Genomic DNA, 25,684 nt, shown 5'->3' on the forward strand with positions numbered 1-25,684 from the left:
AGATTAATAAACGGGAGTCAACCAGTGTTTGTAGTTTTGGTTTTTTCCAACTACTAGATCAAAAAAAGTAGATTGAAGTTTCTTAGTGATCGGTCCCATCTCTCCTGTTCCGATCTTTCTCTTATCAACTTCACTTACCCAAGCAATCTGCACTCCAGTTCCTGAGAAGAAGATCTCATCTGCGATATAAAGTTCACTTCTTGTAATATCTCTTTCTATAACTTCGTAGCCTGCATCTTTCGCAAGTTGCAGAACGGAACGTCTTGTAATTCCTTCTAGCAAAGAAGATGAGATCGAAGGTGTGATGATCTTTCCGTCTCTCACTAAGAAAATGTTCTCTGCAGAACCTTCGCTTACAAAACCCCTGCTGTCTAGGAAGATTGCTTCGTCGTATCCGTTTTGAACTGCTTCTGATTTTGCAAGAGCTGAGTTGACGTATCCACCGGAAACTTTGGAGAGAGTAGGGATCACGGTATCATCGAACCTTCTCCAACTTGAAACCATTGTGGTCAGTCCACGTTTCGTATCTAAGTAATCATCTAACTCTAAAACATAAATTGCAAGTTCAGTAGGAACATCATGGAACCTAGGAGAAAGTTGCAGAGCAGAAGTGTAGATGAAAGGTCTAAGATATACGTTCCTTCTGTATCCGGATTGTTTAAGCAGATCTAAGGTTATGTCACGGAGTTCTTCCGGAGTTTTTGTGAATTGCAACTGCATGATCTTGGTAGAATTAACGAGACGTCTATAATGATCTAAGATCCTGAAGACATATAAGTTATCAGAACTTGAATCATAATATCCTCGGATACCTCCGAAGACAGTGGTTCCATATTGTAAGGCGTGAGTTTTGATGTTTATATTTGCTTCGGACTCCGGGACTATTTTTCCTTCGAAGTAAGAGAGTTTCTTGATGGATTCGGGCATGTACAGGGAACCTGAAAGTGATACTATTGATTACATGATTCTAAGCATAGGCTCTACTGTCGACTAATGATCTATGTTAAGATGAGCTTATGCAGGAGTGCTAGGTCTGAATGAATTCTTCTTTTTTTCCCAATCGATTTGATTGTGTTGTGGTCGGTGCAGGTCACGCGGGCTCCGAGGCTGCCTATGTCTCATCTATTGGTGGTGCTAGAACATTACTCATCACAATGAATTTAGATACGATCGGACAGATGTCTTGCAACCCAGCTATCGGTGGGATTGCAAAAGGACATATGGTTCGAGAAGTAGATGCGCTCGGTGGTTTGATGGGTAAGGTCATTGATGCTACCGGTATCCAATTCAAAATGTTGAATACATCAAAGGGTCCTAGTGTTTGGGCTCCGCGCGCTCAAGCGGAGAAGAAAGAATACCAACTCAAAGTAAAACATACACTTGAATCTATTCAAAACTTATCCATCAGACAAGATACAGTAGAAGATCTTTTGATAGAAGAAGATCGTATTATTGGAGTTCGGACAGGAAGAGGTTTTGAAATATTCACCAATCATGTTATCCTAACTACCGGAACATTCTTATCTTCTATCGTTCATATAGGTACTTATCAAAAAGAAAACGGAAGATTCGGAGAACCTACCGTTAAAGGTCTTTCTCATTCACTTGCTAAGTATAATTTGAAATTAGGAAGATTGAAGACTGGAACTCCGCCTAGAATTCATAAAAACTCAGTAAATCTTTCTGTGATGAGTGTTCAAGATGGTGATCCGGATCCTTCTCCTTTTTCTTTTTCCACAACTAAGATCACTCGTAGACAGATCCCTTGTTATATCACTTACACGAATGAAAAAACTCATCAACTGATCAATGAGAACATTCATCTTTCCCCAATGTATTCAGGTCAGATCAAATCAACTGGCCCTAGATATTGTCCTTCTATTGAAGATAAGATCGTTCGTTTTGCAGATAGAGAAAGACATCAGATTTTTTTAGAACCAGAAGGTTACGATACGCAAGAGATTTATCTAAACGGAGTCTCTACAAGTCTACCCGAAGAAGTTCAATGGAAACTTGTACGTTCAATAGCGGGTCTAGAAGAAGCTGAGATCTTAAGACCTGGATATGCGATCGAGTATGACTATGTTGATCCTACCGAATTAAAACCAACATTAGAAACCAAGAAGATCAAAGGTCTTTATCATGCAGGACAGATCAACGGTACTACAGGTTATGAAGAAGCCGCGGCCCAAGGTTTAGTTGCTGCTTACAGTGTACTTTCTTCCTTAAGAGGGGAGGAGCCTATGTTATTCTCCCGAGGCGAATCTTATATCGGAGTTCTTGTAGATGATCTAGTTCATAAAGGTGTAGAAGATCCATATAGAATGTTTACATCTCGTGCCGAGCATAGACTTCTTTTAAGACAAGACAATGCGGATCAAAGACTTATGAAGTATGGATACAAGATGGGTCTTGTATCCGAAGAAACTTTCAATGAGATGACTAGTAGATATAAAAAGATCTCTGAAGTTAAGGAGAAGATACAATCAACTCCGCTCAAACCTTTACCTGAGTTCGAAGCTTTATTAGAAAGAAAGGGGATCCAAAGTTTAAAGTACGGCGCAAAGCTGGATTCATTTTTAAAACGACCTGAGATTGCTTTCGAAGATGTTAAGTTCTTAGTTCCTGAGGCAGAAGAACTCAGCGCACAAGATAGAAAAGTAATCGAGATGGAGATCAAGTACGAAGGTTATATTAAAAGAGAGCAAGATACTATCGATTGGAAGAATAGATATCTTACTACCCCAATACCTGAAACGATTGATTACTCTTTGGTACCTGGTATTAAGAAAGAAGCCATACAAAAACTTGCAAAACATCGTCCTTTAAATTTAGAAAAAGCAGCTCAGATCTCTGGTGTTGATCCAAGTGATATTGATATGCTTCTTTTCTATATCAAAGGAAGAAAACCTAGTCCGGTTTAAACAACTCTCACAATTACTAATGAAAAGAAAAACCCCGGGTTTACCTCGGGGTTTTTTATTGTAGTTAATCACTCGGTACTAAATCTAAAACATTTCGTCCGATGAAGAAATGTAACTATTATCGGCGTGTTGGAGCTCCAACGTTTCACGTGAAACGCGTGGAACCACTCGAAGAATTCAGACAAGCTGGAGCCAATCCATATTCCTCTGATCGAATTGTATTGATAGAAGATTCATTACCTAGTCTTACATATCTTTCAGATTATAACAATCAATTCGATTTCATTCTATCTTCCGGAGTCTGGCATCAGCTAGCTGGAGAAGAACAATTCTATTCTATGAAAAGAGTATCGGAACTTCTGAAACCAGACGACATCTTTGCTTTTCCACTTCGTAGGAGTCCAACTGAAAGAGGAACTGATGTGTTTGAAACAGATGGAAAGATTAGTATTGATCAGGCTTTAAAAGTTGGCCTTAAGAATTCACTAATTATAGATAACCAGCCAAGCTTAATGAAGATCAAACAAGGTGTTACTTGGACTAGGTTAGTTTTTCAGAAAGTATATGTGTTCAACCAAATGGGTCAAACTTCCAAGGCGTGAACTTAGAGACGTATCGATTTTAAATTAACTTTAATGAGTACGTTGGAGTTCCAACATGCGATTATAAAAAAGGGAGAGCGATTGCCCTCCCTTCTATCCGTTTCACGTGAAACACGGGGATTATTTTCCGTAAACAAGCTCGTGAGTTTTTTCCACGGCCCATTTGTCTCCTTGTTTGATTAAGAAAGTAAATTGTTGTAAACGATTCTCTTTGTCCCAGATCAATCTGTTCATTCTTTCGATTGTTCCTTGGACATTCATTCTGCTCTGAAGTTTTCCATTCGAATCAAAAGTCAAAACGATGGATGCTGCTTGCTGTTTTTCTTCGTTATAAATGTTCTGTTGGAATAGTCCCGGTTTGTTCGGGTCTTTAACGATCGCAAATCTTTCAGTTGTCTTTGCATCAGCCCATTCAGTTTGAGCTTCTTTTATTAAACCATTTTCTCCCCAAGAGATGATCGTACAGGTAAGTATATTTTTCCCATCTTTATCGATTAGTTCAATTGATGAAAGAACTCCAGCTTTGTTATAGCCAAAGTTTTTGGATTCAAGATTCACTCCGTCTTTATTATAGAGTTCTTCTTTTAGGATTTTTCCATCCTTGTATAAAAACTTAGTGAACCCATCAGACTTTCCATCTTGTCCAATATAGTTTTCTTTAACTAATTTTCCGGAAGCATCATAGTCATACTTTGCTGTATAGATCAAATTGCCTTTCGAATCTCTTACTAACTCTTGGGTAGGGCCGCCTTTTTCGAAACCTAAAATGATCCTATCTGTATGGGACCACTTTCCGGGTGTGAAAGAATAGATCGGACTAATGCAGAAGATAAGAACGAAAGCGAAGAATACTCTTTTTAACATGGAGACTACCTCCCTCTAGACATCGACTATTTGTGTAAAATGTTAAGAGTCTTTTTAGGAAATTTGAACGAGTTTCTTACGTAATGATACCGGATTAAGATCAGATATTGTGGTCTTTTCTTTTTATAGTATCTGTAAGACTCTTGGAATCTCATTTTATTTATGTAGGAGGTCCTACATAAAATTATAACATTCCATTCACGGAATCAAAGGAAAACTCCTTGCAGAGGTGTGATGACAGAATAATTTTTTACGGGCTTCTATACCGAAAAGATTAGAAGCCAATAAAGAAAGACTAGTGGAGAGGAAATATGTCCCTCAAAAAAATCGGGATCACGATCCTTGCTCTTATCGCGATCTTCATCATTTATACAATCGCATTTACTGAAAAAGGGATCAAACCTATCCAGCCGGAAGCAACTGCTCCAAGTTTAGATTATTCTGCTTTAAGTGAAGAAGCCGCAAAAGATCTACAAGCTTATATAAGAATCGCAACTATCAGGGGTAGAGAGAAAGAAGGAGCACTCTTTTTAAAATCTATCTTAGACAAGAGAGGAATTCCCTCTCGCATAATTGAATATCCTGGTAAGCCGGATAGAGCATCTCTTCTTGCTGAACTAAAAGGTAAAGATACAACTAAAGAAGGTTTAATACTTACAAATCATATCGATGTTGTTGAAGCAGATGCAAAAGACTGGGATGTTCCACCATTCTCCGGAGTAAGAAAAGGAGATAGAATTCATGGAAGAGGAGCAGTGGATGTTAAGGGTCTTGGCATCATGCAGCTCTATGCATTTTTACTTATTCATGAGAAGAAAATCCCGCTCGAAAGAAACTTAATGTTCCTTGCTATCGCAGATGAAGAAAGTCGCTCAGAACATGGAGCTAGATTCTTAGTAGATAAACATAAAGAAATATTCAACGGATATGAATATGTTTGGAACGAAGGTGGAACCGGATCCAAAGACATAGCAATTAAAGGATCTAAAGTATTTAATATTCAACTCGCAGAAAAAGGTGCTGTGTGGCTGGACTTAAAAGCTAAATCAATTCCCGGACATGGAAGTACTCCTCCAGTGAGTTATGCTGCTAAGTCAATGGTAGATTTTCTACAAGATGTACAGAACATCGGAAACAAAACGATGATCAAGGATGAGACTGCAGCATTCTTCTATTCATTGGGAGCTATCAGTAATTTTCCCGATTCGTTTGTGCTAAAGAGATCTAGAAACCCATTGCTCTTTATCATCTTAAAAGGTGTGATCAACTCTAATAGACACTTGAGAGCAATGACTAGGAACACTGTGAGTTTAACTGGAATAGATAGTCATCCGATCGGAATGAATGTGATTACTTCTGAGACAACTGGTTCACTGGACATTCGTATTCTTCCGGGACAAGATGAGAAAAAGATCTTTGAAGAAGTAAAAGCACTCGGAGAAAAATACGGAGTAGAAGTCAGTGCACGTCACTTAGAGTCCGGAAGTATCTCTCCTATGGATGGATTATTATTTAGAGTTCTTGCTGGAACTGTGACTGCAGTGGAGCCTGGATCGATCGCAACTCCATTCTTATCACCTGGAACTACAGACAGTTCTTATCTTAGACAGATCGGATTAAAATGTTACGGACTCATTCCTGCATTACTTTCCTCGGAGGAGATAGATGGTATTCATGGTAAGAATGAGAGCATGAGTATTCCTCAGCTCAAGATGGGAATTGAAATTTTATTCAAGTCCATCATAGAATACAATCACCAAGTCGCAAAGTAGAATGACAGAAACAGAGACAAGCCATCCGGACTTTAATCATGATCCGGATGGGATCCAAGCCGCGGTTAAATATAGATTTTCAAAAGACGCAGAACAGATCCTTCCCTTATTCGATTGGGAACTTGTCTCTTCATTCTTAACCTTCCTAAAAGAAAAGAACCAAGCAGGCGGTTTTTTTTCTAAAAGAGATACAAACGAGATCTTAGATCGCCATGTATTAGAGTCCATCTTTCATATTTATAAGATCCGTTCCATCGTTGGATCGTTTAACAGTATGAAGGTGGGAGATGCCGGGACAGGTCCAGGCATACCTGGCTTCTTCTTTCGTTGTTTAATAGAGAAGGAAAGGCCTAAACTAGTCCTATTAGATTCACAAAGAAGAAAACTCTCTCACACAGAAACGTTTGTGAAAGAAAACAAAATCACAGGGGTTGATTTCCTTTTTGCAAGGGCGGAGGACTGGAAAACTGACTGGAATTTAGGTGTTTCTAGGGGGTTTGTACCTTATCCTTGGAGCGCAGAAGTCTTAAGTAGGTGTATTATAAAAGGAGGATATTATGTCCCTTTTATCGGGAAAGACGAGTTTGATGCAAAGATTGAAAAGAAGATCTTAACTGATAGTGGCTTTGAAGTTCTTAAGACTGTATTTTTATCTGAACTTGAATTTTTAGGCATGCGACATATTAAAGTCTTGAAAAAGGTCGGATCGGCAAGGCAAGGTATTCCTAGAGCTTGGAAGCTTCTCGAGAAGGAGAGCAAAGAATTCTATGGGAAAGATCGTATCCATCAGTAATCAAAAAGGCGGCGTAGGCAAGACTACTACCTCCATCAATCTTGCGGCAAATCTAGCTGCGATTGGTAAAAAAGTTTTAATCGTAGATTTTGATCCGCAAGGCAACTCGGGATCCGGTTTAGGATTCGAGATTAACACTCTCCAAAATACTTCTTATGAACTTTTGATCGGAGAATCTTCCGCTGCGGAATGTATCAAAAGAACCGATATCGAAAATCTTCATATCATTCCTTCTAATATCAATTTGTCCGGTGCGGAAGCCGACTTATTGGGAGAAGAAAATCGTGAGTATCGTTTAAAAGATGCGATCGGTCATTTAAGAACTGAGTATGATTATATACTGATCGATTGTCCTCCTTCTCTTGGCGTTCTTACTATCAATGCATTGTCTGCGGCTGATAGTGTGATGATCACTCTTCAAACCGAATATTTCGCTTTGGAAGGACTGACCCAGCTAATGAAGATCATTTCTTTGGTTCAGGAAAAATTAAATCCTTCTCTCGAGCTCGAAGGCGTTCTGCTTACCATGTTCGATAAGAGAACCAATCTTGCTCAACAAGTTGCAGAAGATGTTAAGTCTTACTTTAAAGAAAAAGTATATACTACGGTTATTCCAAGAAACATCAAACTTTCGGAAGCTCCTTCTTTCGGTAAGTCCATTCTTTCCTATGATCCGGATGGGATCGGTGCTCAAAGTTACAGAAGTCTAGCATTAGAAGTTGCCGGTAAAAATTAATGAGTGCCAGCGCAAAACCGAAAGCATTAGGAAGGGGACTCGGGAATTTAATTCCTGTTTCGGAGGAAAAATCTTTCAAGGAAGCAGGCGGAGAAGGTTCGCTCAGAGAGGTAAAACTTTCAGAGATCCGTCCCAATCCTGACCAACCAAGAAGAACTTTTAATGAAGAATCATTGCGCGAACTTGCAGAGACCATCAAGGCTCACGGAGTTATCCAACCGATAGTTGTTAAAGACACCGGTTCCGGATATGAGATCATCTCCGGAGAAAGAAGATACCGTGCATGTAAAATTGCAGGCTTCGTAAAAATCCCTGTCGTAGTTAAAAAAGCAAATGTGCAGCAAACTTTGGAAATGGCCCTTATCGAAAATATCCAAAGAGAAAATCTAAATCCGATCGAAGAGGCTTTGGCTTACAAAACTCTTTCTGAAAAATCCGGATTAAAGATCACTGATATTGCATCTAGAGTCGGTAAGAACAGAGCGACCGTATCCAACTTAATTCGTCTTTTACAATTGCCTGATTCAGTTATGGATCTGGTTAAGAATGGTAGAATATCCGAAGGTCATGCAAGACCTCTTCTATCCATTGCGGATCGTAAAAAATCAGAACAGCTCGCTTACCAAATTGCAGAGAAAGGTTTAACAGTTCGCCAAGTAGAAGATATAGTTGCAAACTTAACGGAAGAAACTCCAGTCAGAGAGAAGAAAAAATCCAAACGTAAAGAAGTGGATATTGTAGAACTTGAGAACAAGTTCCGCAAAAAGTATTCGATGAAAGTGGATATCACTCATAATTCTTCTTCCGGAAAAGGAAAACTCAGTATTGCTTATCCAAGCTTGGATGCTTTACAAAAAGTTTTAGATGCCCTAGGATTATAACCCGCTAAAGAATATTAGTTATCAGAATTAGCCTATGAGTTCAAACGATTCGGAATTCTATTATACTCTAAGAGTACGCTATTCCGAGATAGATGCGCAAGCAGTAGTATTCAACGCACATTATCTCACTTACTTTGATACCGCTTTGAACGAGTACATGAGATTTTTAAAGTACGACTATAAGGGCGAATTAGAGAAGAATGGTCTAGACTTTGTAGTCACTCGCTCTTTGATCGAATATAAATCGCCTGCAAGATTTGACGAAGAACTAAAAATTTATGTGAAAGCGGGAGAGATCAAACCTGCTAGTATTCTTTGGAATATCCAAGTTCGAAAAGGTTCGGATGATACTTTAGTTTGTAATGGAGAATTGACCTGGGCATTTTTGGTATTGGAATCCAGAAAGCCAGCAAAACTACCGGAAGTATTTAAGAACTTAAGTTCTAAGAACTGATCAATTCATCAGGTCTACTAATAGACCACGAATATCTTCCATTCTTTTCATCAGATCAAAAGTAGAATTTTCGGGATGAATGATAAAGTCCGCTAAAGTTTGGATCTTATCATCTACTATCTGAACTACTTGGTAAACTTTCTCGGATCCGCCGCGGGCGCGAGTGCGTAAAGTTTCCAAACTTGTATTTCTATCTAGAACTTCTTTCAAGATCCCTTGAACGATCCTTTTATAAACTTCCAGATTTGAGTAAGTAGGAGATTTTAGAAAATTTCTCTCTGCATCAGGAAGATCTCTAAGCAAAGAATTTAGATCTCTTGTTCTTTCCTGGTTATAAGGAAGTAGATGTTCTACTAAATCGAAAAATTCACTTTTAGAATCAGGTATCTGGGAATCTGATACTGAACTAGGAACAGGTTGATATATAGAAGCACTTAGGGAAAGTCCGAAGTCTCTTTTTTTACGTGATTCTGTGCGAGGGTCTTTTTGCTGAGATTGGATCTTCAATGAGTGGTCGGGTTAATCTTACAATTTCCCTCGAATTGTACTCCCTCTTCCATAACTACCTTTGGAGTGATAATATCACCTTTCATACGGCAGCTTGCGAGTAGAGTCACTCGTTCCGACGCGAATATATTCCCATTAATTTCACCGCCGGCGACGACAATACGAGCTTTAATATCCGTATCGACGATTCCGGTCTTTCCGATTAGGACTTTTCCGTCGGTTTTTATGGTTCCCCTAAAAATACCGTCAATACGTAGAAGCCCGGAAAGTTTGAAGTCTCCGCTGAATTCGGCGCCTTCGCCGATGATGCTATTTACCGCTAATTGCTCTTCTGTATGGGCCATCAGTCTTGGATCTGGTTCAAGAATGCAAACGGATCGATCGCTCTGGTGCCCACATGAATTTCATAATGAAGACTGTATTGAGGACTGTTTTCCGATTTTCCAACGAAACCTAATACTTCGTTTTTGGAAATTTGCTGATTCGCTTTCACTTTTACACGATCCAGATTAGAGTAAATCGTTTTCCAACCGAACTTGTGAGCTACTTTTACGAAATATCCGGTGTTACGAGTGTATCCGATCTCGTAAACTGTACCAGGTGCAGTTGCCACTACTTCTGATCCAGGGAAAGCTCCGATATCCAATCCGTTGTTGAAGTCCCTGCGAGCGGTAACCGGATTCAGATATTCTCCATAAGGATAAAGAACATATCCTTTTACAGGCCAGACAGACGGGGTTTGACGGATTAGATTTTTACGTTTTTTTAATATACTTATGATTTCTTGAGTAAGTTCGTTCGCTACTTTAAGATTATGAACATCTTCTTTCAGTCGGAATACTTCTGCGCCCGGTGCTAAATTTTTATCGGAACCAAGAGAAAGTTTTTCTGCTCCACCGATCCCTTTTGCAACTTTGGAATTGTCTCCGGTCAATCTTCCGTAAAGAGCGCCTACATGATTGTGATAGTACTCAACATGCTCGTGAAGACCGTTGATCTCTTCTTTCATTTTTGCGGACTGACGAATGAAGTCTTGGTTGGATAAGTTCAATTCTGTAAGTTGGTGAATGGATCCTGAATGACTAAGAACGTTGATAGAGCTGATAAGAAGAAGGACCAGAATTGTCCCGATGAAGATGGTGATTGCTCTGTAAGAGATATGAAAGTTGATCGTCTTTTGTTCGGAGTGAGGGATCACCATGACGGTGAGACGTTCTTTACCCTTCTTATTCCAATTTGCTATTTTGATATCTAGCTTAAGCTTCAGATCTTGGTATTTGTATCTGAGCCTATAATAAAGTAGTGCAAGATAGGATTTAAGATTCAAGCTATTATGTCCCAAACCAACGAGTTTCCCCGTTCCGTTGTTATGCTGTAAGGATTCTAAAAAATTCTCTTTTCAGTCAATACAAATCACGAAAACTGCCTTTTAAAAGCCGTTTTCATATGTACTCCATCATCGACACACATTGCCACTTAGATATAATACAAGAGCAAGGGCAGGATATTGCAGAATCTATAAAAAAAGCAAAAGAATCCGGTATAAAAAAGATCGTCCAGATCGGTATCGACCTTGAGAGTTCAATTAGAGCGAAAGGTTTATCTGAAAAATTTTCAAATGAAGAGATAGAAATATTTTATTCGATCGGTTGCCATCCGACTGAAACTCATGAATTTCCTAAAAAAGAAGAAATTTTGACATTAGTCAAAGAAAACGTGACGGACCGAAAGTTATCTGCGATTGGAGAGATCGGATTAGATTATTATCACGATGCTTCGACTAAGGCGTATCAGGCGGACGTGCTGCATTCTTTCTTAGAAGCTTCTGGTCAGTATTCACTTCCTGTAGTGATCCATTCAAGAGATGCTGCAGAAGATACGGTTTCTATCTTAAAAGAACATAGAGACAAGGCATTTGGAGTGATCCATTGTTTTACTTATGATTATCCAACGGCGAAGAAGTTAGTGGATCTAGGATATTATATTTCCTTTTCGGGAATAGTCGCTTTTAAGAATGCAAGAGATATCCAAGAAGCCGCCGAAAAACTTCCGTTAGAAAGTATGCTCATCGAAACAGATGCACCCTTTCTTGCACCGCCTCCTTTCAGGGGAAAAAGAAATGAGCCATCCTATACTAAATTCGTTTTAGAAAAAATGTTCTCACTTAGAAAAGAATCCAACTCCGAAGTGGAAAAAACTTTGTATAATAATTCCTTAAAATTCACGCAAAGGAAGGCGTATCATCATGATTGATCTAAAATATATTACCGATAACACTGAAGAATTAAAATCCAATCTGGAACTAAGAGGTTTTAAAGACCTGGCTGTTTTGGACCAACTTGCAGATATCATCCAAAAGAAAAAAGTCCTCCAAAAGGAAGCGGATGTGTTCCGTGAGGAAAGAAATAAAGCAAGTAAAGAGATCGGAAAGGTAAAACAAGCAGGCGGAGATATTGCTGCCGCTTCTGCCGCCGTAAAAGAGATCGGAGATAAGATCAAAAAGATAGAAGATGATCTTGAATCTATAGAATCTAAACTATTAGAAATTAATTTGGGACTACCAAATATACTGGATAAAGATGTTCCTGTAGGCAAGAACGAACATGATAATAAAGTTTTGTATGAAGTTGGAGAAGTTCGAGATTATAAATTTACTCCAAAACCTCACTTCGAATTAGGAGAATCATTAGGTTGGTTCAATTTTGAAAAGGGAACAAAACTCGCAGGTGCAAGAGCTTACACTTATTTTGGGCTTGGCGCTAAATTAGAAAGGGCATTAGCGAACTTAATGTTAGAAACTCATACTACTGAACATGGTTACACAGAAGTTTGGGTTCCAGTCATGGTAAACGACGAATGTATGACTACTACAGGTCAGTATCCTAAGTTCAAGGATGAATACTATAGATTAGAAAGAGATGAACTCAATCTTATTCCTACTGCAGAAGTTCCTCTTACAAATTTATATAGAGATGAAATCATCCTAGAAAATTCACTACCTATATCTATCACCGCCCATACTTCTTGTTTCAGAAGAGAAGCAGGTTCTTATGGAAAAGATACAAGAGGTTTGGTAAGAGTTCACCAATTCCAGAAAGTAGAACTTGTAAAGTTTGCTCGCCCAGAAGACTCCGAAGAAGAACATAAAAAGATGCTTTCTCATGCGGAGAACATTCTAAAAAAATTAGGGATTCGATACAGAGTAATGCTATTATGCAGCGGGGATATTTCTGCTGCTTCTTCCAAAACGTATGATCTGGAAGTTTGGATGCCTGGTTTAAATCGTTGGATGGAAATTTCTTCCGTTTCTAACTTCAAAGATTTTCAGGCAAGACGCGGTAAGATCCGCTACAAATCTAAAGAAGGCAAAAACCAATTGGTCCATACTTTGAACGGTTCCGGCTTAGCGATTGGCAGAACTTTAGCTGCAGTAATAGAAACGTATCAAAAAGAAGACGGAACTATTGAGTTCCCTGAGGCTTTGAAAAAATATCTCTGATTTTTTCTTCGAAAAAGTATCAGGTTTTTCTCTAAAAGACAGATAGTTAGAGTATGGCTCTTAAAATCCATACTCCTTCTTCTATTTCTTTCAAGATCATCTCCGTATTACTTTGCTATTTCATATTTGCCGGCTTTTCCATATCTGGCGCAGACGATTCTGCAAAAGGAAAAGTTGCTCCTTTAAAAGGAGAGATTAACACTTCCTTAAACGAATTTGGGATCAGCCTTTCGGAAGACGGAAACACTCTTTATTATTATTCGAAACGTAAAAATTCAAACTATTCGGATCTATACAAATCTGTAAAAAACAAGGATGGTTGGAGTTCAGGTGTAGAAGTTTCCGAATTAAATTCTCAGTTTGATGATCAAAGCCCCTTTATTATAGAAAATGAGAAAGCAATTATCTTCTCCTCGAATCGAGACGGAAGTATAGAATTTAAATTGAGTAGTGGCAAGATTGGAGTCTCGAGAGATCTATATTTTGCTACATTAAAAAATGGAACCTGGGACAAAGCGACTAGACTTCCTTTAGAAGTGAATACTCCGGCCATTGAGGAGAATCCATTTTTAGCAGGCAGCTATTTATTCTTCACTCGTTATCCTTTCGGGAAAGTTGCAGAATCTGATATTTACATTTCTGAGTATAAAGATGGCTCATGGAGAAAAGCTATCCGTATGGAAAGTCCCGTGAATACGGAACATGCCGAAATTGCTGCAACTCTAAGCAGAGATAGTAAGTATTTATATTTTTCTTCCAATCGTCCCGGTGGTTATGGTGGATTAGACATTTATAAAGTAGAGATTAAGGAAGACGGTACCTTCTCCGCTGCCGTTAATCTTGGTCCAGTAATAAATTCAGCTGGTGACGAAGCATTCTATACGGAAACTCCTGATGCAAAAAATGCATACTTTTGCAGGTTAGACAAGGAGGGTGGGAATTACGACATCTACGAATTCTCAGTGAATGAATGGGAAGAATTGAAGAAGAATAAAAAAATCTCCTTGGAATCTATTCATTTTCGGACCGGATCTTTCGAAATCGAAGAAGAATCTTTTGAAATTCTAGACAGATTGGTATCTTTCTTAAATGAAAACCCATCTATAAAATTGAAAATTACCGGTCATACTGATTTGCACGGAGATCCGAACGACAATTTGGAATTAAGTCGTAACCGATCCGGAGCAGTGAAGGAGTATCTGGTCAAAAAGGGAATTTCCTCTAGCAGATTTACTACGGATGGAAAGGGAAGCAGGGAGCCGATTTATCCAGAAAAAAACCCTGAAACGGACCGCAAAAATCGCAGGACCGAATTTCAAATTTTAGAATAGACTAAAAACTCCTTTAACAACCGGGAGATGCCGATAACCTAGGTATCATGAAAATGCGGAAGCAGTTTCAGTCGGCAATCCTTTCGGTTCTTGTCCTTTTCTCTCTAGACTTGTATTCTCAAAGCAAAGCAATGCCTTCTAGATTGGATGTAGTCCTTTCTAAAAAGGAGTTAGTGGTTGGGGTCAACAGGGTTTATGAACCTTTTTATATTCAAGATCCAAAAGACGGTTTTCCCGGTTTCGATATGGAACTCGCAAAACTTTACGCGGATTATTTGGGAGTTGCTCTCAAAATAAAACCTCTTAAAACATTTCGTCAATTTTCGGATGAAATAGCGGTAGGTACGATAGATATTGCAATGGCTGGTATGTCTACGGATCTAAGCCGGGGAAAAACTGTTACATTCTCCGATCCGTACCTTCTTACAACTCCTGCCGGTCTTGTTAATAAGCGGTCTCTTCCACCTGAGCCGGAGGGAAGTATAGTAACGACTAGGACTTTTAAATCTTTGGAAGATTTGGCGGTTCTAAATGCACTCTCATTTTCTGTCAGATCTAATACTACAAATCATAATTATCTTTTGAGAAGGTTTGGTAAGAACCAAATTTATAGTTACCTTTCCGATTCTATTGCGATAGATGCATTAACAAAAGGGAATGTGATCTGTTATGTTGCAGATAGTTTATATATTTTATCTCTATTACAAAAGCAACCTAGTCTAAAAGCAAGCTATGTGGCCCTTGTTAACCCTGTTATGGATGAGTATATCAGTGCTGCATTACCTTTGAACGATTTAGTCTTTGCCGATAATTTCAATTTCTTTATTAAAGAATTAAAAAGGACAGGAGTGATAGAAGGTCTTCGCTCTAAATATTTTCTTGGAAGCGGTTGGGTAAAATAATTCGTGTTGGGCTCTCCGTTTCAAAAGATCCGAATTCTCACCGTAGTAATATTTTTCTTTGCTGGTGTTTCTATCTCTGCCCAAGAAGTCGAAGAAAAGACGAAGATAGATTTTCAAGGGAACTACAGGGTGCGTGGTTTCAATTTGGGAAGAGATATTTATACTTCCCGGCAGACTCCTGTTACACCTTATAATCGTTCTGATTTTGTACAACAATACAATAAAGATACTCTCACTAAATATCAAAACGAATTAGCTGCGAGAGAAAAAGGTTATCCAAGCACTCTTTCCCCTCAGAAAGAAGATACGACGTATTACGATACAAGGATGACCTTGAATATGAACTTCTCCACTTCGAAATATTTCGAAGCTTTAGTAGGTGTTCAGATTGGCGATATTATCTTTGGAGGCAGAGGAGTTAATCAAACTTCTAACGTAGGACCCGGACAAGGAGGAGAGGCATCTTTCAGTTCTGCAGTGAATATGCAGACTAACTTTCTCTATCTTAACTTTAAATTACCTGAGAAAAGTTTTACTGCAAGAGTTGGGCTGCAACTTTTTACTTCTGCGCAAGGTAGAGTTGTGTTCGTTCCAGGAACAGGAGTGAACTTAACTAAAGATATCAGAGATTGGAATACTACAATTGAAGGAGGTTGGTTCGTTGCTAAGCAGAACAACCTGACTGACCTAGATAAAAACACATTCAACGACAAAAATTACCAAGGCTCGAATATTTACTTTTATAAGATTAAGACAAGCTTCTTCAATAATGCTAAACATGAATTGTATAGCTTTTATTTAGATGATAATCTAAGAGATGTTCAAGATGTAAATGGCGTATACGGCTTGGTTTCTAGAACTAGCGATGCAAATCAATTGTTCTGGCACGGTCTATTTAACGAATTTAATTTTTCAGATTTTACATGGACTATCCATGGTATTTATAATCACGGAACCGTTAAGTCTTTGAATCCATATAGAGATGCGGACGGAAATGAGATCCAGCAAAAGTATGATTTGTATAAGATCAAAGGTGGATTCTTTGATACACAATTATCTTATCGTTATAATGAATCCGTAAGTGTTACTACAATGATTTCAGGCTCTACTGGACGGCCTGGTTATGAGAAAGATGGAACTAGATCCAATTTGCATGGGAATGGCTATCGTACATTACTTCCGGGATATTCACTTTCTAACATCGCAAACGACTTCACTGGAGGTTATGCGTTATTCTCCGGCAGAGATATGAGCGGACTCTATGAATATGGGATTTTTACGGATATAGTATTATCTGGTCCTTTAGTTTTAACACTAGGTTATTATAGATTGTACGGAACCAAATCTCCACTCACAGATAATAATAGATTTTATAATGAGGAAAACTTTTATCATACTTCCGCGTACTTTGGTCAGGAATATAACCTGAATCTAAGATGGAGTGCGTTTAGAGATATGCAGATACTTTTACGTTCTGGTTATTTTTTAGCGGGTAACGGTTTAAAAGCCTATTTAGATACAACTCAAGGGACAATCCTAAGAGAATTGTTTGTGACTGCAGAGCACAGATTCTAAAGTTTGAGTCTGGAGCGAATTGCTCTTCCTAGAGTGTATTGGTCTGCAAGTTCAATAGAACCACCCACAGTAATACCATAAGCGATCCTGGTAACGGATACATTAAAATTCTTTAATTGATGATTTAGATAATCCGCGGTTGCATCCCCTTCTAATGTAGGGTTTGTAGCGACTAAAACTTCCTTTAGATCTTCCGGTTCTATTCTGCTTAAAAGTTCCCTGATACGAAGATCTTGCGGTCCTACACCTTCTAATGGAGAGATCACGCCGTTGAGAACATGATATCTTCCTTTGAACTCGCCAGTGTTTTCTATAAAGAATACATCTTCAGGTTGTTCTACTACGCAGACTGTATGGCTGTCTCTTTTTTCGGAGAGGCAAAGATCACAAATCTCTTCTTCCGAGTAGGAACCGCATCTGGAACAAAAACGGATCCTTCCTTTTACTTCTGATAAACTTTGGATAAACCCGTTGAAAACTGCAGGGTCCTGTCTTAATAAATGAAAACTGATACGATAAGCACTTTTTCTTCCGATCCCGGGAAGAGAAGAAAGTGCATTTACCATTCCTTCGATTAAATGTTCAGCCAAGGTTACCGCCGAATAATTTAGAAATTTCGGATAGATCCAATCCGCCTGTAATCGATTTTAATTCGTACTCTGCGGCTTGTTTTGCTTTTTGGATGGCATCGTTTGTTGCTGCCATGACTAGATCTTCTAACATTTTATTATCTTCCGAATCGAATAGTGCGCGGTTGATCTTTACGTCTACGATTGCTCCGTCTCCGGTAGATGTGACTTGTACCATGCCTGCACCCGCGTCACCCATAACTCTAAGGTTGGAGATCCTCTTTTTGATCTCTTCCATCTTGCCGCGCATTTCTCCCATTTTGGAAAAAATTTCGGATGCGTTCTTTAGATTTTCAAACATGGCTTATACCTAGGATCCCAGCTTGGGCACTTTGGAAGGATCTATATCCGTTCCTAAAAATTCGTTTTTGAAAGATTTTTCCCATTCTGCATCTTCAGAGGAAACACCTTTAGCCAAATCTTCCAGGGAAGAAAGTGGTCCTGATTTTTGTTCCTGAGGACTTTCTTTCTTCTCATTAGACACAACTGGAGCAGGGGTCGGAACAGGAGTTTGTACTTCTTTAGGTGGAGTAGGAGCTTGTTTTTTAGGAGTTTCGAATGCAACGGATGCTGTAACGGAATCCTGATCTTGGATCATTAATATGAGATGATTGATCCTGTCTACAAGTCCTGCAAGACTAGGTTTTGTTAGATCTTCCGTAAGTTTTTTGATCTGTATCTCGATGAAAATTTTGATCTCAAAAGAGTTTCTCAAACGAAGAGTTTTCACTTTTTCGAATAATTCAAAAAGACGGAAAGAAAGTTTGTTCAATGCGATCGGATCTACGGATTCGAAATCCTTTCTCATCTTGATCAGATCTTCTCTAGGATAATTAACAGATTCGGAATCTGCCGCAGAGTCTTTTACTAAACATAATGTATGAGTAAACTCTATCGAATCCCAAAGGAATTTGTATATATCCTGACCTTCTTGGTATAAGTTCTCGATGATCTGTAATGACTTAGAAGAATTTTCGGCATCTACCAGGCTTTTGATAAAATCGGATAAAAAATCAATCCCGTGATAACCGATCATTTTTCGAATCTCGGAACCTAAGAGTCGATTGTCTGTGAACACAAGAGCCTGCTCCATAAAGGAAAGCATGTCTCTCACAGAACCGTCACCCTTCTTCGCTATCCAAAACAAACCTTCTGAATCATACTTTGTGTTTTCTTCCTTACATAAATTCTCCGCGTAATCTTGGAGAACGGATAAAGGAACTTTTTTGAAGATAAAATCTTGGCAGCGGGATAGAATTGTCTCAGGAATTTTATGATATTCTGTAGTAGCTAAAACGAAAACCACATGAGCCGGAGGTTCTTCCAAAGTTTTTAAAAGTGCGTTGAAGGATTGATCGGTAAGCATGTGCACCTCATCTATGATGTACACCTTATACTTACCACCCATCGGAGTGAACTTTACGTTATCTCTAAGTTCTCTGATGTTCTCTATACCACGGTTACTCGCAGCATCTATCTCTAGAACATCTCCCGAAATTCCTTTGGTGATCTCTTGGCAGGAATCACACTGATTGCATGGTTCGTTATCGATCGGATTTTGGCAGTTCAGTCTTTTTGCAAAAATCCTTGCGATTGTAGTTTTTCCAACACCTCGAGGTCCGAAAAAAATATATGCATGACCTATCTTACCGGACTTAACCGCGTTTTGTAATGCGCCGATCGCAAGATTCTGATGGATTACGTCTTGGAATCTTTGGGGGCGATATTTGCGGGAGAGAACTTCGTGATTTCCGGCCATAGGATTGTTATTTTACCAGATAGCATGGGGTAAGAAAGGAGGAAAAGCCTAAAAGTCCGTCTAATTTCTCTTATCTTTGAAGAAAGTTTTGAATAACTCTGTGGTCGTTTTTGACTTAATTAGTACAAGTTCTGGAAAAAAATTTCTGCTATAGATCGTTTCTAAAGGAAGAGATGAGATCCCTTCTCCCAATTTTGCAGGAACCAGATATGCTACTTTAGGGATTCTAGAAAGAAGAATAGAACCTCCACACATCAAACAAGGCTCTAAAGTTGTAATCAGAATACAATCATGGAGATATCTTTCCTTGCAGATCCGTTTTGCTTCTGAAATCGCTAGAACTTCGCTATGTAAGGAAGAATCTTCTGAAATTTCCACCGAGTTGAAAGCTTCACAGACAAGATTTCCGTTTTTGTAAATTTGCGTGAAACTAGGGATCTCTTCCGAATTTTGAGTTCGAATTTCCGCAAATCGGTCTAAAAAAACCTTAAGTAATGGCTCTATAATTTCTTGGCTCATTTTCGGTTTCTATTTCCGTTTCTCTTTTAAATTCTTCTTGCTCTTAGCGTATGTAAATGGTTTTTTCTAGCGCATGATTCTTTCGGCCAAATTGATGAGACCGGCCGGTTCTTCCGCAAAGTCTAACACTCTACTTGTACGTTTAAATTCTCCTACGGGACCAGTTGCTACTCAAAGGCAGCCTTTAGTTTTAGGCCTGGCTTTGGACAGAAGTTGGTCCATGAAGGGAAGTAAAATGGATTCTGTGATCCAGGCTTCTTCTTCCCTGGTCAATTGGTTGACCCGTCGTGATTTTTTAACGGCAGTTGCTTACGCAGAAGACGTTCAGGTCATCCAACCTCTAGTTCCTCTGGCCGAAAAAAATTCAGTCATTCACAGATTGAATTCTATCCAAGTGGGTACTTCTACCAACCTAAGCGGTGGGTGGCTTCATGTTCTCAGGACCTTGGAATTACATCCGATTGCAGACGGTTATAAACGTGTTATTCTTCTTACTGATGGAAATCCAACATTAGGGATCAAGGATCCAGTTCAGTTGATCCAGATTGCGGCTGATGCTTATAAAAAAGGGATCAGTACTACTGTGATCGGCTTTGGTAACGACTTCAACGAAATACTTCTAAAAGAGATCGCAGAATCCGGTGGAGGAAATTTCTATTATGTGGAAACTCCTGAAGAGACAGGCGATATATTCTTCAAAGAGTTTGGGGACATCGGGACCTTATACGCTCAATCCATAGAACTGAAAGTGGATTTTCCGAAAGGAATGGATTATCTGGACTTAGTTTCAGAAGTTTCTTCTTACCAAGAACCTGATCCGGAAGAGACGGGACGTACTAAAACTCTAGTGTTAGAAGTCGGGGACATGAGAGCGGACGATGTAAAAAGTCTAGTAGTCCAGCTTCGCCCAACCAAAAAAGATACACCTGCAAATATTAATATTTCTGCAAGTTATTACGAACTGACAGACGGTGCTAAGTTAGAGCAAAAAAGTATAGATATTCCTTTGGATTGGAGCGACGATTCTGCCAAGGAAGATGCGGACGTAGTAGTTGAGGCTACGATTGCTAAAACTGGAAAGGGTTTGCGGAAAGCAGGAACACTTCTGAAAGAAGGTTACACGGAAGAATCCATCGCACTTTTAAATGATCTCATCAAAGAAATAAACGAGAAGGAAGAACTTGCACCGGAAGTTTTACAAACACTTGGTTTCAGAGTAAGTTCTTTAAAAAATCGGATTTTGGAAAATTCTCCTACTGCCGCAAAACATTTGGTGGCCTCTGCGTCTGAGCTCCAATATGGTGCTATGGAAAATTTCCCGGATGATGGTGTAGAATACCACGATCAAATCTATGCATATCGTACAAATGAAGATATAGATTTATATAGATGTCCTGAGATCAAAGCGGCGATCCAAGAAAAAATGAAAGAGGGTTATAGATACATCGTATTCAATCTTGCCAAATCTTCTTATATAGATTCTTCTGCGATTGGAATGTTGATACAGATCGCAGGCTGGCTCAGAAAAAGAGGCGGAGAATTGATCGTAAGTAATCTAAGATCTTCTGTAAAAAAAGTTTTCTCAATTACTAGATTAGAATCACATATTCGTGCTTCTGAAACAGAAGAAGAGGCCCAAAGTTTACTAAAGGCCTGGATAGAAAGTAAGGCGGTTTAGCTTAAAGAGCTTTCCGCCGCTAGTATTGCGTCTTTTACTTCTGAGTATAATCCTACCGGGATTGCGATTCCTTTCTGAGTAGGCTTGTATTCACCTTCGCTGTCTGTGTACCATACTCTTAAGTTCAGATATTTATTTCCCTTAAATTCTGAAATTTCGACTCGGATGATCTCACCTTTGCCTTTATCGATATCTCGGATTACGCTCATAGTTTTCCCTTCCTGACGGCAAAAGACTAAATTCCCGGTTCTGGATTTCCAGTCGTTTTCCATAAAAAAAGGCCCCCAGTTGGGAGCCTTTTGCTTAGAAAAATTTTAGAAAATCGATCAGTAGGTTTCCACGAATAATTGGTGGGCGCCTTCCAGATGATGTTTGTATTCTTCGTAAGTTCCGGAGTTTCCGTCGATCTTTTGGATCTCTTCGATCACTCCTTTTTCCATACCTTTTGGACCACCGCAGATGTAGAAACGTCCACCTGAAGAGAGAACTTTTTTAACTTCTGCTTCTAACATTTTAACTCTGTGAGAGATATACATTCTTCCGCCATCGAAAGGATTGTTCTCTTCTCTTGAGATAGCAGTTACTAATTTGAAATTTGGGAACTTCTTCTCTAATCCTCTTAGGTAATCCATCATTACTAATTCGTCGGAGTAAGGAGCTCCATACACTAGTGTTACGTTTCCTGTGAAGTTGATAAGTTTATGCTCTAGAAGTTCTTCACTCATTCCAACAAATGGAGCGATACCTGTTCCAGTTGCAAGGAACATGATATCCCCGGAGAAGTCAGTATTAGGAAGAAGGAATTTTTTTCCGGAAGGTCCAGTCATTACTACTTCGTCACCTTCTTTCAGATCACAAACATAGTTAGAGCAAACCCCTTTGAATTGAATATTTCCCTCTGCGTCGTAAACATTATCTCTTTTGATAATGAATTCGATGGTATCTTCTTTCATACCGAAAGAATAGCTAGGAGAAGCAATTGAGTATAAACGAACTGTATAAGCTGCGTCCGCAAGACCCTTTGCTTTTTTCTCAGGATCTTCTCCCGGAGGAATGATACCACCGGATTGTCCGATCAAATAAGGATACTGGCTATGATCGATAGCTATAGTAATTCTATGAATTAAGGACTCGCCTTCCTTTTTAGGTCTCTTACCCTTTCCAGTTTCTGGAGTAAGAAGTACATTGCTGATCACCTTAGCTTTCAGCGGGTTTGATTTTTTGAATATATTGATTTGCGGCTCTCTAACGGGCTTCATAGGCGGGCTGGATCCTAATGTCGATTTCTAATGTATTACAGAATTTTTTCGGAAGCTAATTCGTCAAACGGGATATTTATAGTCCGTTCCAGAGACTATATGTTAATCGATTTATGTAATGCCACGGGGCTTCAAGAGCCGACAGGCTCTTATCAAAGGAGAAAGGCTATTTTACCGTATTATGTCTTCTTTATCTTTATTCCCTATATAAGTTCCTCTCGTGGATATTCATTTACATATGCTAGTAATTCATTTTGAAATTTGGGATAGATCCGAATTCGATCCGCGAATACGTTGGCAGATACTAAAAGACTAGAAAAGAGGGTCTTAATGGCTAGATATACCTTGGAAGAACTGGCTTCCAAAATTTCCGGAGCAAAAATAGAAAATTGCGCGGACCCCAAAAAAGTTCAGGTGGAATCTGTTTCTCCGGTTAATCCGGGAGTTACGAACAGCATTAGTTTTCTCGCAAATAAGAAGATGTTAAACGAGGCAAAGAAGACAGCCTCAAGTATCGTACTGACTACTTCTGATTTCGCTAAAGAATTAGAAGTACCTTGTTTGGTAGTAGATAAACCGGATCTGATCCTTGCTCAAATTTTGGATCTGATCTATCCTCCACATACCTTTGAAAACAAAGTAGAAGCGAACGCTTTCGTTCATCCTAAAGCAAAGATCGGTAGAAATTGTTACATAGGAAACTTTGCATCTGTCGCGGAAGATGCTGAGATTGGAGATAACGTAATTTTAGAAGACGGTGTTCGCATCGGAAGAGGAGCAAAAGTCGGAGAAGGTTCTCATATAGGACCGAATAACGTGATTCATCACGGGGTCATCATAGGAAAAAGATTTAGGTCTTTCGGAAATTGTACTATAGGCGGAGACGGATTCAGATTCGTATTCGCAAACGGTAAGCACAATAAGATCCCCCAGGTCGGAACAGTGATTGTAGGAGACGATGTGGAGATGGGTTCTAATAGCGCAATAGATAGAGGCGGCTTGGAGAACACGATCATAGGTGATGGATGCAAATTTGATAACCTAGTTCATATCGGTCATAATTGTGTATTAGGAAAAAATGTTGTGATAGCTGGTTATACTGGTGTTGCAGGGTCTACTACAATAGGAGACAATTGTACCATCGGCGGTGGTTGTGGTATTGCAGATCACCTTAGCATCGCGAGCGGAACCATTGTGGGTGGCGGAACTTCTGTCAGAAACACTCTTTCAAAGCCGGACATCTATGTTGGTTGGGACTATGGATTGACTTTCCCTGAATTCCAAAAACTCAGAGTGAATATTAAAAACGTGGTTAATTTCCAAAAATGGGCCAGAAGAATAAAGGCTATTGAATCTAAACTGGGCCTTAGCTCCGAGGAGTAAGGCTTTGTCAAAGGGAACCTGTTAACCTTCTTCGCTAAAAGAGCTTAAAACGGAGATTTGACAAGGTTCCAAAATCTTCCCGAATTATGTCCAATAGGCTTGACATGGTTCGGAGAAGGTTCAATTCTTCGCCTTATCCCAAACCGGAGGATAGCCTTGAATACCCGACCCAATACTGAGGTCTTGGACCATATTCCAAACTCCCAGATTTCCGGGCGGGACTTTCCTCATATAAATAGATTAGGAAAGTTGTTGGATTCTTATGCGGATAATTTGCTGGAGCCACGTTCTTCGAAAGTGGTGCTAATCAGCGAACTAAGACATACCCGCAGCTAAATAAAAAACAGATCTTTGATAAGACCCGAATTCTCGGGTCCTTCATTCCCTCTTCTTAATTTATTCACAGAGAATATTATGATTCTTTAACTTTCTTATGAGTTTTCCCTAAGAAAAATAAACAAGCCAATGACATTACTCCGGATATAGACATTACGGTGATCATCGGGTAAGCGGTTCCGTCATGAAGAAGGCTAACTGCCGCAGTAGAAAATGCTCCGAACACCATCTGTAATGCACCTAATAATGCAGATGCGCTTCCCGCATTCTTAGAAAAAGGAGCCATGGCAAGTGCGGAAGCATTTGGAACTATGAGCCCAAAGGCACTCACTAAGAAGAAGATCAAAATAAGCATAGGAATAAATCCCAAACCTATAATTTCGAAGATAACAAGCAAGGAACAGAGTAATAAGTAGGAATATCCAACATACCTCACAATTGTTGCTGCTTCCATTTTTTTGAGAAGAATACGATTGATCTGACTAGAAAGGATCAAACCAAAAGCATTAAACCCGAAAAGATAACTATATTCTGTTTGCGATAGTCCGTTCAAAGCCATGAATACAAATGGAGATCCTGCAATATATGCAAACATCACGGATGCAGAAAATCCGGAACTAAGCACATATGTTTTGAAAATCGGATTCGAAAATACTTCGATATATTCTTTGATTACTGGAACAATCTTAAGAGAGATGGAAGAATCTGCTCCCTTAGTATCTTGGAATACCAGTAGTGATCCAAAAAGCATTAAGGTCGAAATAACAGTCAAAGTGAAAAAGATCCATTTCCAGCTCGCAAATTGTAGTAGAAGTCCCCCTACGGTAGGAGCAAGTATGGGCGCGATTCCCATGACCAAGATAATCTGAGAAAAAACTTTGGCTCCTTCATGCGGAGAAAACACGTCTCTCACAACAGCTCGCGGGATAACCATTCCTGCACAAGCTCCTAAAGATTGTAAAAATCGAAAAAATATTAATGAACTAACTGAATTAGAAAATCCACACGCTAAAGAACTTGTAATATATAATACAAGACCGACAAGCAAAGGAATTTTGCGGCCGAAACGATCTATGATCGGTCCATAAAATAATTGTCCGAAAGAAATTCCAAAGAAAAAGCTAGTTAACGTTAGTTGCACATCTGAGATAGGAGTCCCAAGATCTTTTGCGATCTCATTCATACCTGGAAGGTACATATCGATTGAGAAAGGTGCAATTGCAGTCAATGCCCCAAGTATTAGGATTAAAGTGCCGTTAGATTTACTCACTCTCCTAGAAT

General features: G+C 39.2%; 26 protein-coding genes. 14 read left to right on the forward strand and 12 right to left on the reverse strand.

The window, feature by feature from the left end; genetic code table 11:
- Positions 1 to 3: 3 nt before the first annotated feature.
- Positions 4 to 927: a branched-chain amino acid transaminase gene (locus B1C82_RS11000; protein ID WP_086447612.1), complete on the reverse strand. Its 924-nt coding sequence runs from the start codon at positions 925 to 927 to the stop codon at positions 4 to 6.
- Between the two features lie 110 nt (positions 928 to 1,037).
- Between B1C82_RS11000 and mnmG the strand changes: the two genes are divergently transcribed.
- Together mnmG and B1C82_RS11010 are read left to right on the forward strand one after the other, a co-directional pair.
- Positions 1,038 to 2,924, forward strand: a complete 1,887-nt coding sequence (gene mnmG / locus B1C82_RS11005; RefSeq protein WP_086447613.1) for a tRNA uridine-5-carboxymethylaminomethyl(34) synthesis enzyme MnmG — start codon at positions 1,038 to 1,040, stop codon at positions 2,922 to 2,924.
- 149 nt (positions 2,925 to 3,073) lie between these two features.
- Positions 3,074 to 3,526: a class I SAM-dependent methyltransferase gene (locus tag B1C82_RS11010; RefSeq protein WP_086478623.1), complete on the forward strand. Its 453-nt coding sequence runs from the start codon at positions 3,074 to 3,076 to the stop codon at positions 3,524 to 3,526.
- 120 nt (positions 3,527 to 3,646) lie between these two features.
- Here the strand turns inward: B1C82_RS11010 and B1C82_RS11015 are convergent, their stop codons facing one another.
- Positions 3,647 to 4,390, reverse strand: a complete 744-nt coding sequence (locus B1C82_RS11015) for a hypothetical protein (RefSeq protein WP_086447615.1) — start codon at positions 4,388 to 4,390, stop codon at positions 3,647 to 3,649.
- A gap of 311 nt (positions 4,391 to 4,701) precedes the next feature.
- On the opposite strand from B1C82_RS11015, the gene B1C82_RS11020 reads away from it, so the two are divergent.
- From B1C82_RS11020 to B1C82_RS11040, 5 genes are read left to right on the forward strand one after another with little or no spacing between them, the layout of a single operon-like run.
- Complete coding sequence (locus B1C82_RS11020) at positions 4,702 to 6,162, forward strand: M20/M25/M40 family metallo-hydrolase (RefSeq protein WP_086447616.1); 1,461 nt, start codon at positions 4,702 to 4,704, stop codon at positions 6,160 to 6,162.
- A gap of 1 nt (position 6,163) precedes the next feature.
- Positions 6,164 to 6,955, forward strand: a complete 792-nt coding sequence (locus B1C82_RS11025) for an RsmG family class I SAM-dependent methyltransferase (protein ID WP_086447617.1) — start codon at positions 6,164 to 6,166, stop codon at positions 6,953 to 6,955.
- Positions 6,930 to 7,691, forward strand: coding sequence for a ParA family protein (locus tag B1C82_RS11030; protein WP_086447618.1), 762 nt, complete (start codon positions 6,930 to 6,932; stop codon positions 7,689 to 7,691). The genes B1C82_RS11025 and B1C82_RS11030 overlap by 26 nt, the downstream gene beginning before the upstream one ends.
- A complete protein-coding gene (locus B1C82_RS11035; RefSeq protein WP_086447619.1) occupies positions 7,691 to 8,572 on the forward strand; it encodes a ParB/RepB/Spo0J family partition protein in 882 nt (293 codons plus the stop codon). The genes B1C82_RS11030 and B1C82_RS11035 overlap by 1 nt, the downstream gene beginning before the upstream one ends.
- 34 nt (positions 8,573 to 8,606) lie before the next feature.
- Positions 8,607 to 9,026 carry an acyl-CoA thioesterase gene (locus tag B1C82_RS11040; protein ID WP_086447620.1) on the forward strand — a complete coding sequence of 140 codons (420 nt, stop codon included), beginning with the start codon at positions 8,607 to 8,609 and terminating at the stop codon, positions 9,024 to 9,026.
- Here B1C82_RS11040 and B1C82_RS11045 read toward each other — a convergent pair whose 3' ends face one another.
- Genes B1C82_RS11045 through B1C82_RS11055 form a run of 3 tightly spaced genes read right to left on the reverse strand, consistent with a single transcriptional unit; the run spans position 9,027 to position 10,860 of the window.
- Positions 9,027 to 9,533 (reverse strand): YaaR family protein, encoded by a 507-nt coding sequence (locus B1C82_RS11045; RefSeq protein ID WP_086447621.1) that lies wholly within the window; start codon positions 9,531 to 9,533, stop codon positions 9,027 to 9,029. It lies immediately after the preceding gene.
- Positions 9,530 to 9,877 (reverse strand): bactofilin family protein, encoded by a 348-nt coding sequence (locus B1C82_RS11050; RefSeq protein ID WP_008589609.1) that lies wholly within the window; start codon positions 9,875 to 9,877, stop codon positions 9,530 to 9,532. Before B1C82_RS11050 ends, B1C82_RS11045 begins: the two co-directional genes overlap by 4 nt.
- Positions 9,877 to 10,860: a M23 family metallopeptidase gene (locus tag B1C82_RS11055; RefSeq protein WP_086448571.1), complete on the reverse strand. Its 984-nt coding sequence runs from the start codon at positions 10,858 to 10,860 to the stop codon at positions 9,877 to 9,879. Before B1C82_RS11055 ends, B1C82_RS11050 begins: the two co-directional genes overlap by 1 nt.
- 119 nt (positions 10,861 to 10,979) lie before the next feature.
- Here B1C82_RS11055 and B1C82_RS11060 point away from each other — a divergent pair, with 119 nt between their 5' ends.
- Genes B1C82_RS11060 through B1C82_RS11080 form a run of 5 tightly spaced genes read left to right on the forward strand, consistent with a single transcriptional unit; the run spans position 10,980 to position 16,840 of the window.
- Positions 10,980 to 11,786 carry a TatD family hydrolase gene (locus B1C82_RS11060; RefSeq protein ID WP_086447622.1) on the forward strand — a complete coding sequence of 269 codons (807 nt, stop codon included), beginning with the start codon at positions 10,980 to 10,982 and terminating at the stop codon, positions 11,784 to 11,786.
- A complete protein-coding gene (gene serS, locus B1C82_RS11065; protein WP_086447623.1) occupies positions 11,779 to 13,032 on the forward strand; it encodes a serine--tRNA ligase in 1,254 nt (417 codons plus the stop codon). Before B1C82_RS11060 ends, serS begins: the two co-directional genes overlap by 8 nt.
- A gap of 53 nt (positions 13,033 to 13,085) precedes the next feature.
- Positions 13,086 to 14,363, forward strand: coding sequence for an OmpA family protein (locus B1C82_RS11070; RefSeq protein ID WP_086447624.1), 1,278 nt, complete (start codon positions 13,086 to 13,088; stop codon positions 14,361 to 14,363).
- Positions 14,364 to 14,416: 53 nt separating this feature from the next.
- Positions 14,417 to 15,265, forward strand: coding sequence for a substrate-binding periplasmic protein (locus B1C82_RS11075; RefSeq protein ID WP_234008271.1), 849 nt, complete (start codon positions 14,417 to 14,419; stop codon positions 15,263 to 15,265).
- Positions 15,266 to 15,292: 27 nt separating this feature from the next.
- Positions 15,293 to 16,840: a hypothetical protein gene (locus B1C82_RS11080; protein ID WP_199775774.1), complete on the forward strand. Its 1,548-nt coding sequence runs from the start codon at positions 15,293 to 15,295 to the stop codon at positions 16,838 to 16,840.
- Here the strand turns inward: B1C82_RS11080 and recR are convergent.
- The 4 genes from recR to B1C82_RS11100 are packed head-to-tail and all read right to left on the reverse strand — an operon-like array spanning position 16,837 to position 19,747.
- Positions 16,837 to 17,430, reverse strand: coding sequence for a recombination mediator RecR (gene recR / locus B1C82_RS11085; protein ID WP_086447626.1), 594 nt, complete (start codon positions 17,428 to 17,430; stop codon positions 16,837 to 16,839). The two genes, B1C82_RS11080 and recR, sit on opposite strands and share 4 nt — an antisense overlap.
- Complete coding sequence (locus B1C82_RS11090) at positions 17,423 to 17,770, reverse strand: YbaB/EbfC family nucleoid-associated protein (RefSeq protein ID WP_086447627.1); 348 nt, start codon at positions 17,768 to 17,770, stop codon at positions 17,423 to 17,425. Before B1C82_RS11090 ends, recR begins: the two co-directional genes overlap by 8 nt.
- A 9-nt stretch (positions 17,771 to 17,779) precedes the next feature.
- A complete protein-coding gene (dnaX, locus tag B1C82_RS11095; protein WP_086447628.1) occupies positions 17,780 to 19,228 on the reverse strand; it encodes a DNA polymerase III subunit gamma/tau in 1,449 nt (482 codons plus the stop codon).
- Between the two features lie 60 nt (positions 19,229 to 19,288).
- Positions 19,289 to 19,747: a nucleoside deaminase gene (locus tag B1C82_RS11100; RefSeq protein ID WP_086447629.1), complete on the reverse strand. Its 459-nt coding sequence runs from the start codon at positions 19,745 to 19,747 to the stop codon at positions 19,289 to 19,291.
- Between the two features lie 73 nt (positions 19,748 to 19,820).
- Here B1C82_RS11100 and B1C82_RS11105 point away from each other — a divergent pair, with 73 nt between their 5' ends.
- The gene (locus B1C82_RS11105; protein WP_086447630.1) at positions 19,821 to 21,425 is read left to right on the forward strand and encodes an anti-sigma factor antagonist; all 1,605 of its coding nucleotides are present in this window, start codon (positions 19,821 to 19,823) and stop codon (positions 21,423 to 21,425) included.
- On the opposite strand, the gene B1C82_RS11110 is transcribed toward B1C82_RS11105, so the two are convergent.
- Both B1C82_RS11110 and B1C82_RS11115 read right to left on the reverse strand, forming a co-directional pair.
- A complete protein-coding gene (locus B1C82_RS11110; RefSeq protein ID WP_162494896.1) occupies positions 21,422 to 21,634 on the reverse strand; it encodes a transcriptional coactivator p15/PC4 family protein in 213 nt (70 codons plus the stop codon). The genes B1C82_RS11105 and B1C82_RS11110 overlap by 4 nt on opposite strands.
- A gap of 117 nt (positions 21,635 to 21,751) precedes the next feature.
- Positions 21,752 to 22,684, reverse strand: a complete 933-nt coding sequence (locus tag B1C82_RS11115) for a ferredoxin reductase domain-containing protein (RefSeq protein ID WP_086447632.1) — start codon at positions 22,682 to 22,684, stop codon at positions 21,752 to 21,754.
- 330 nt (positions 22,685 to 23,014) lie between these two features.
- Between B1C82_RS11115 and lpxD the strand changes: the two genes are divergently transcribed.
- A complete protein-coding gene (lpxD, locus tag B1C82_RS11120; RefSeq protein WP_086448573.1) occupies positions 23,015 to 24,067 on the forward strand; it encodes a UDP-3-O-(3-hydroxymyristoyl)glucosamine N-acyltransferase in 1,053 nt (350 codons plus the stop codon).
- 412 nt (positions 24,068 to 24,479) lie between these two features.
- On the opposite strand, the gene B1C82_RS11125 is transcribed toward lpxD, so the two are convergent.
- A complete protein-coding gene (locus tag B1C82_RS11125; protein WP_267890326.1) occupies positions 24,480 to 25,673 on the reverse strand; it encodes a multidrug effflux MFS transporter in 1,194 nt (397 codons plus the stop codon).
- Positions 25,674 to 25,684 lie beyond the last annotated feature (11 nt).

Origin of the sequence: Leptospira venezuelensis (assembly GCF_002150035.1) — a bacterium.
Taxonomy (GTDB): Bacteria; Spirochaetota; Leptospiria; order Leptospirales; family Leptospiraceae; genus Leptospira_B; species Leptospira_B venezuelensis.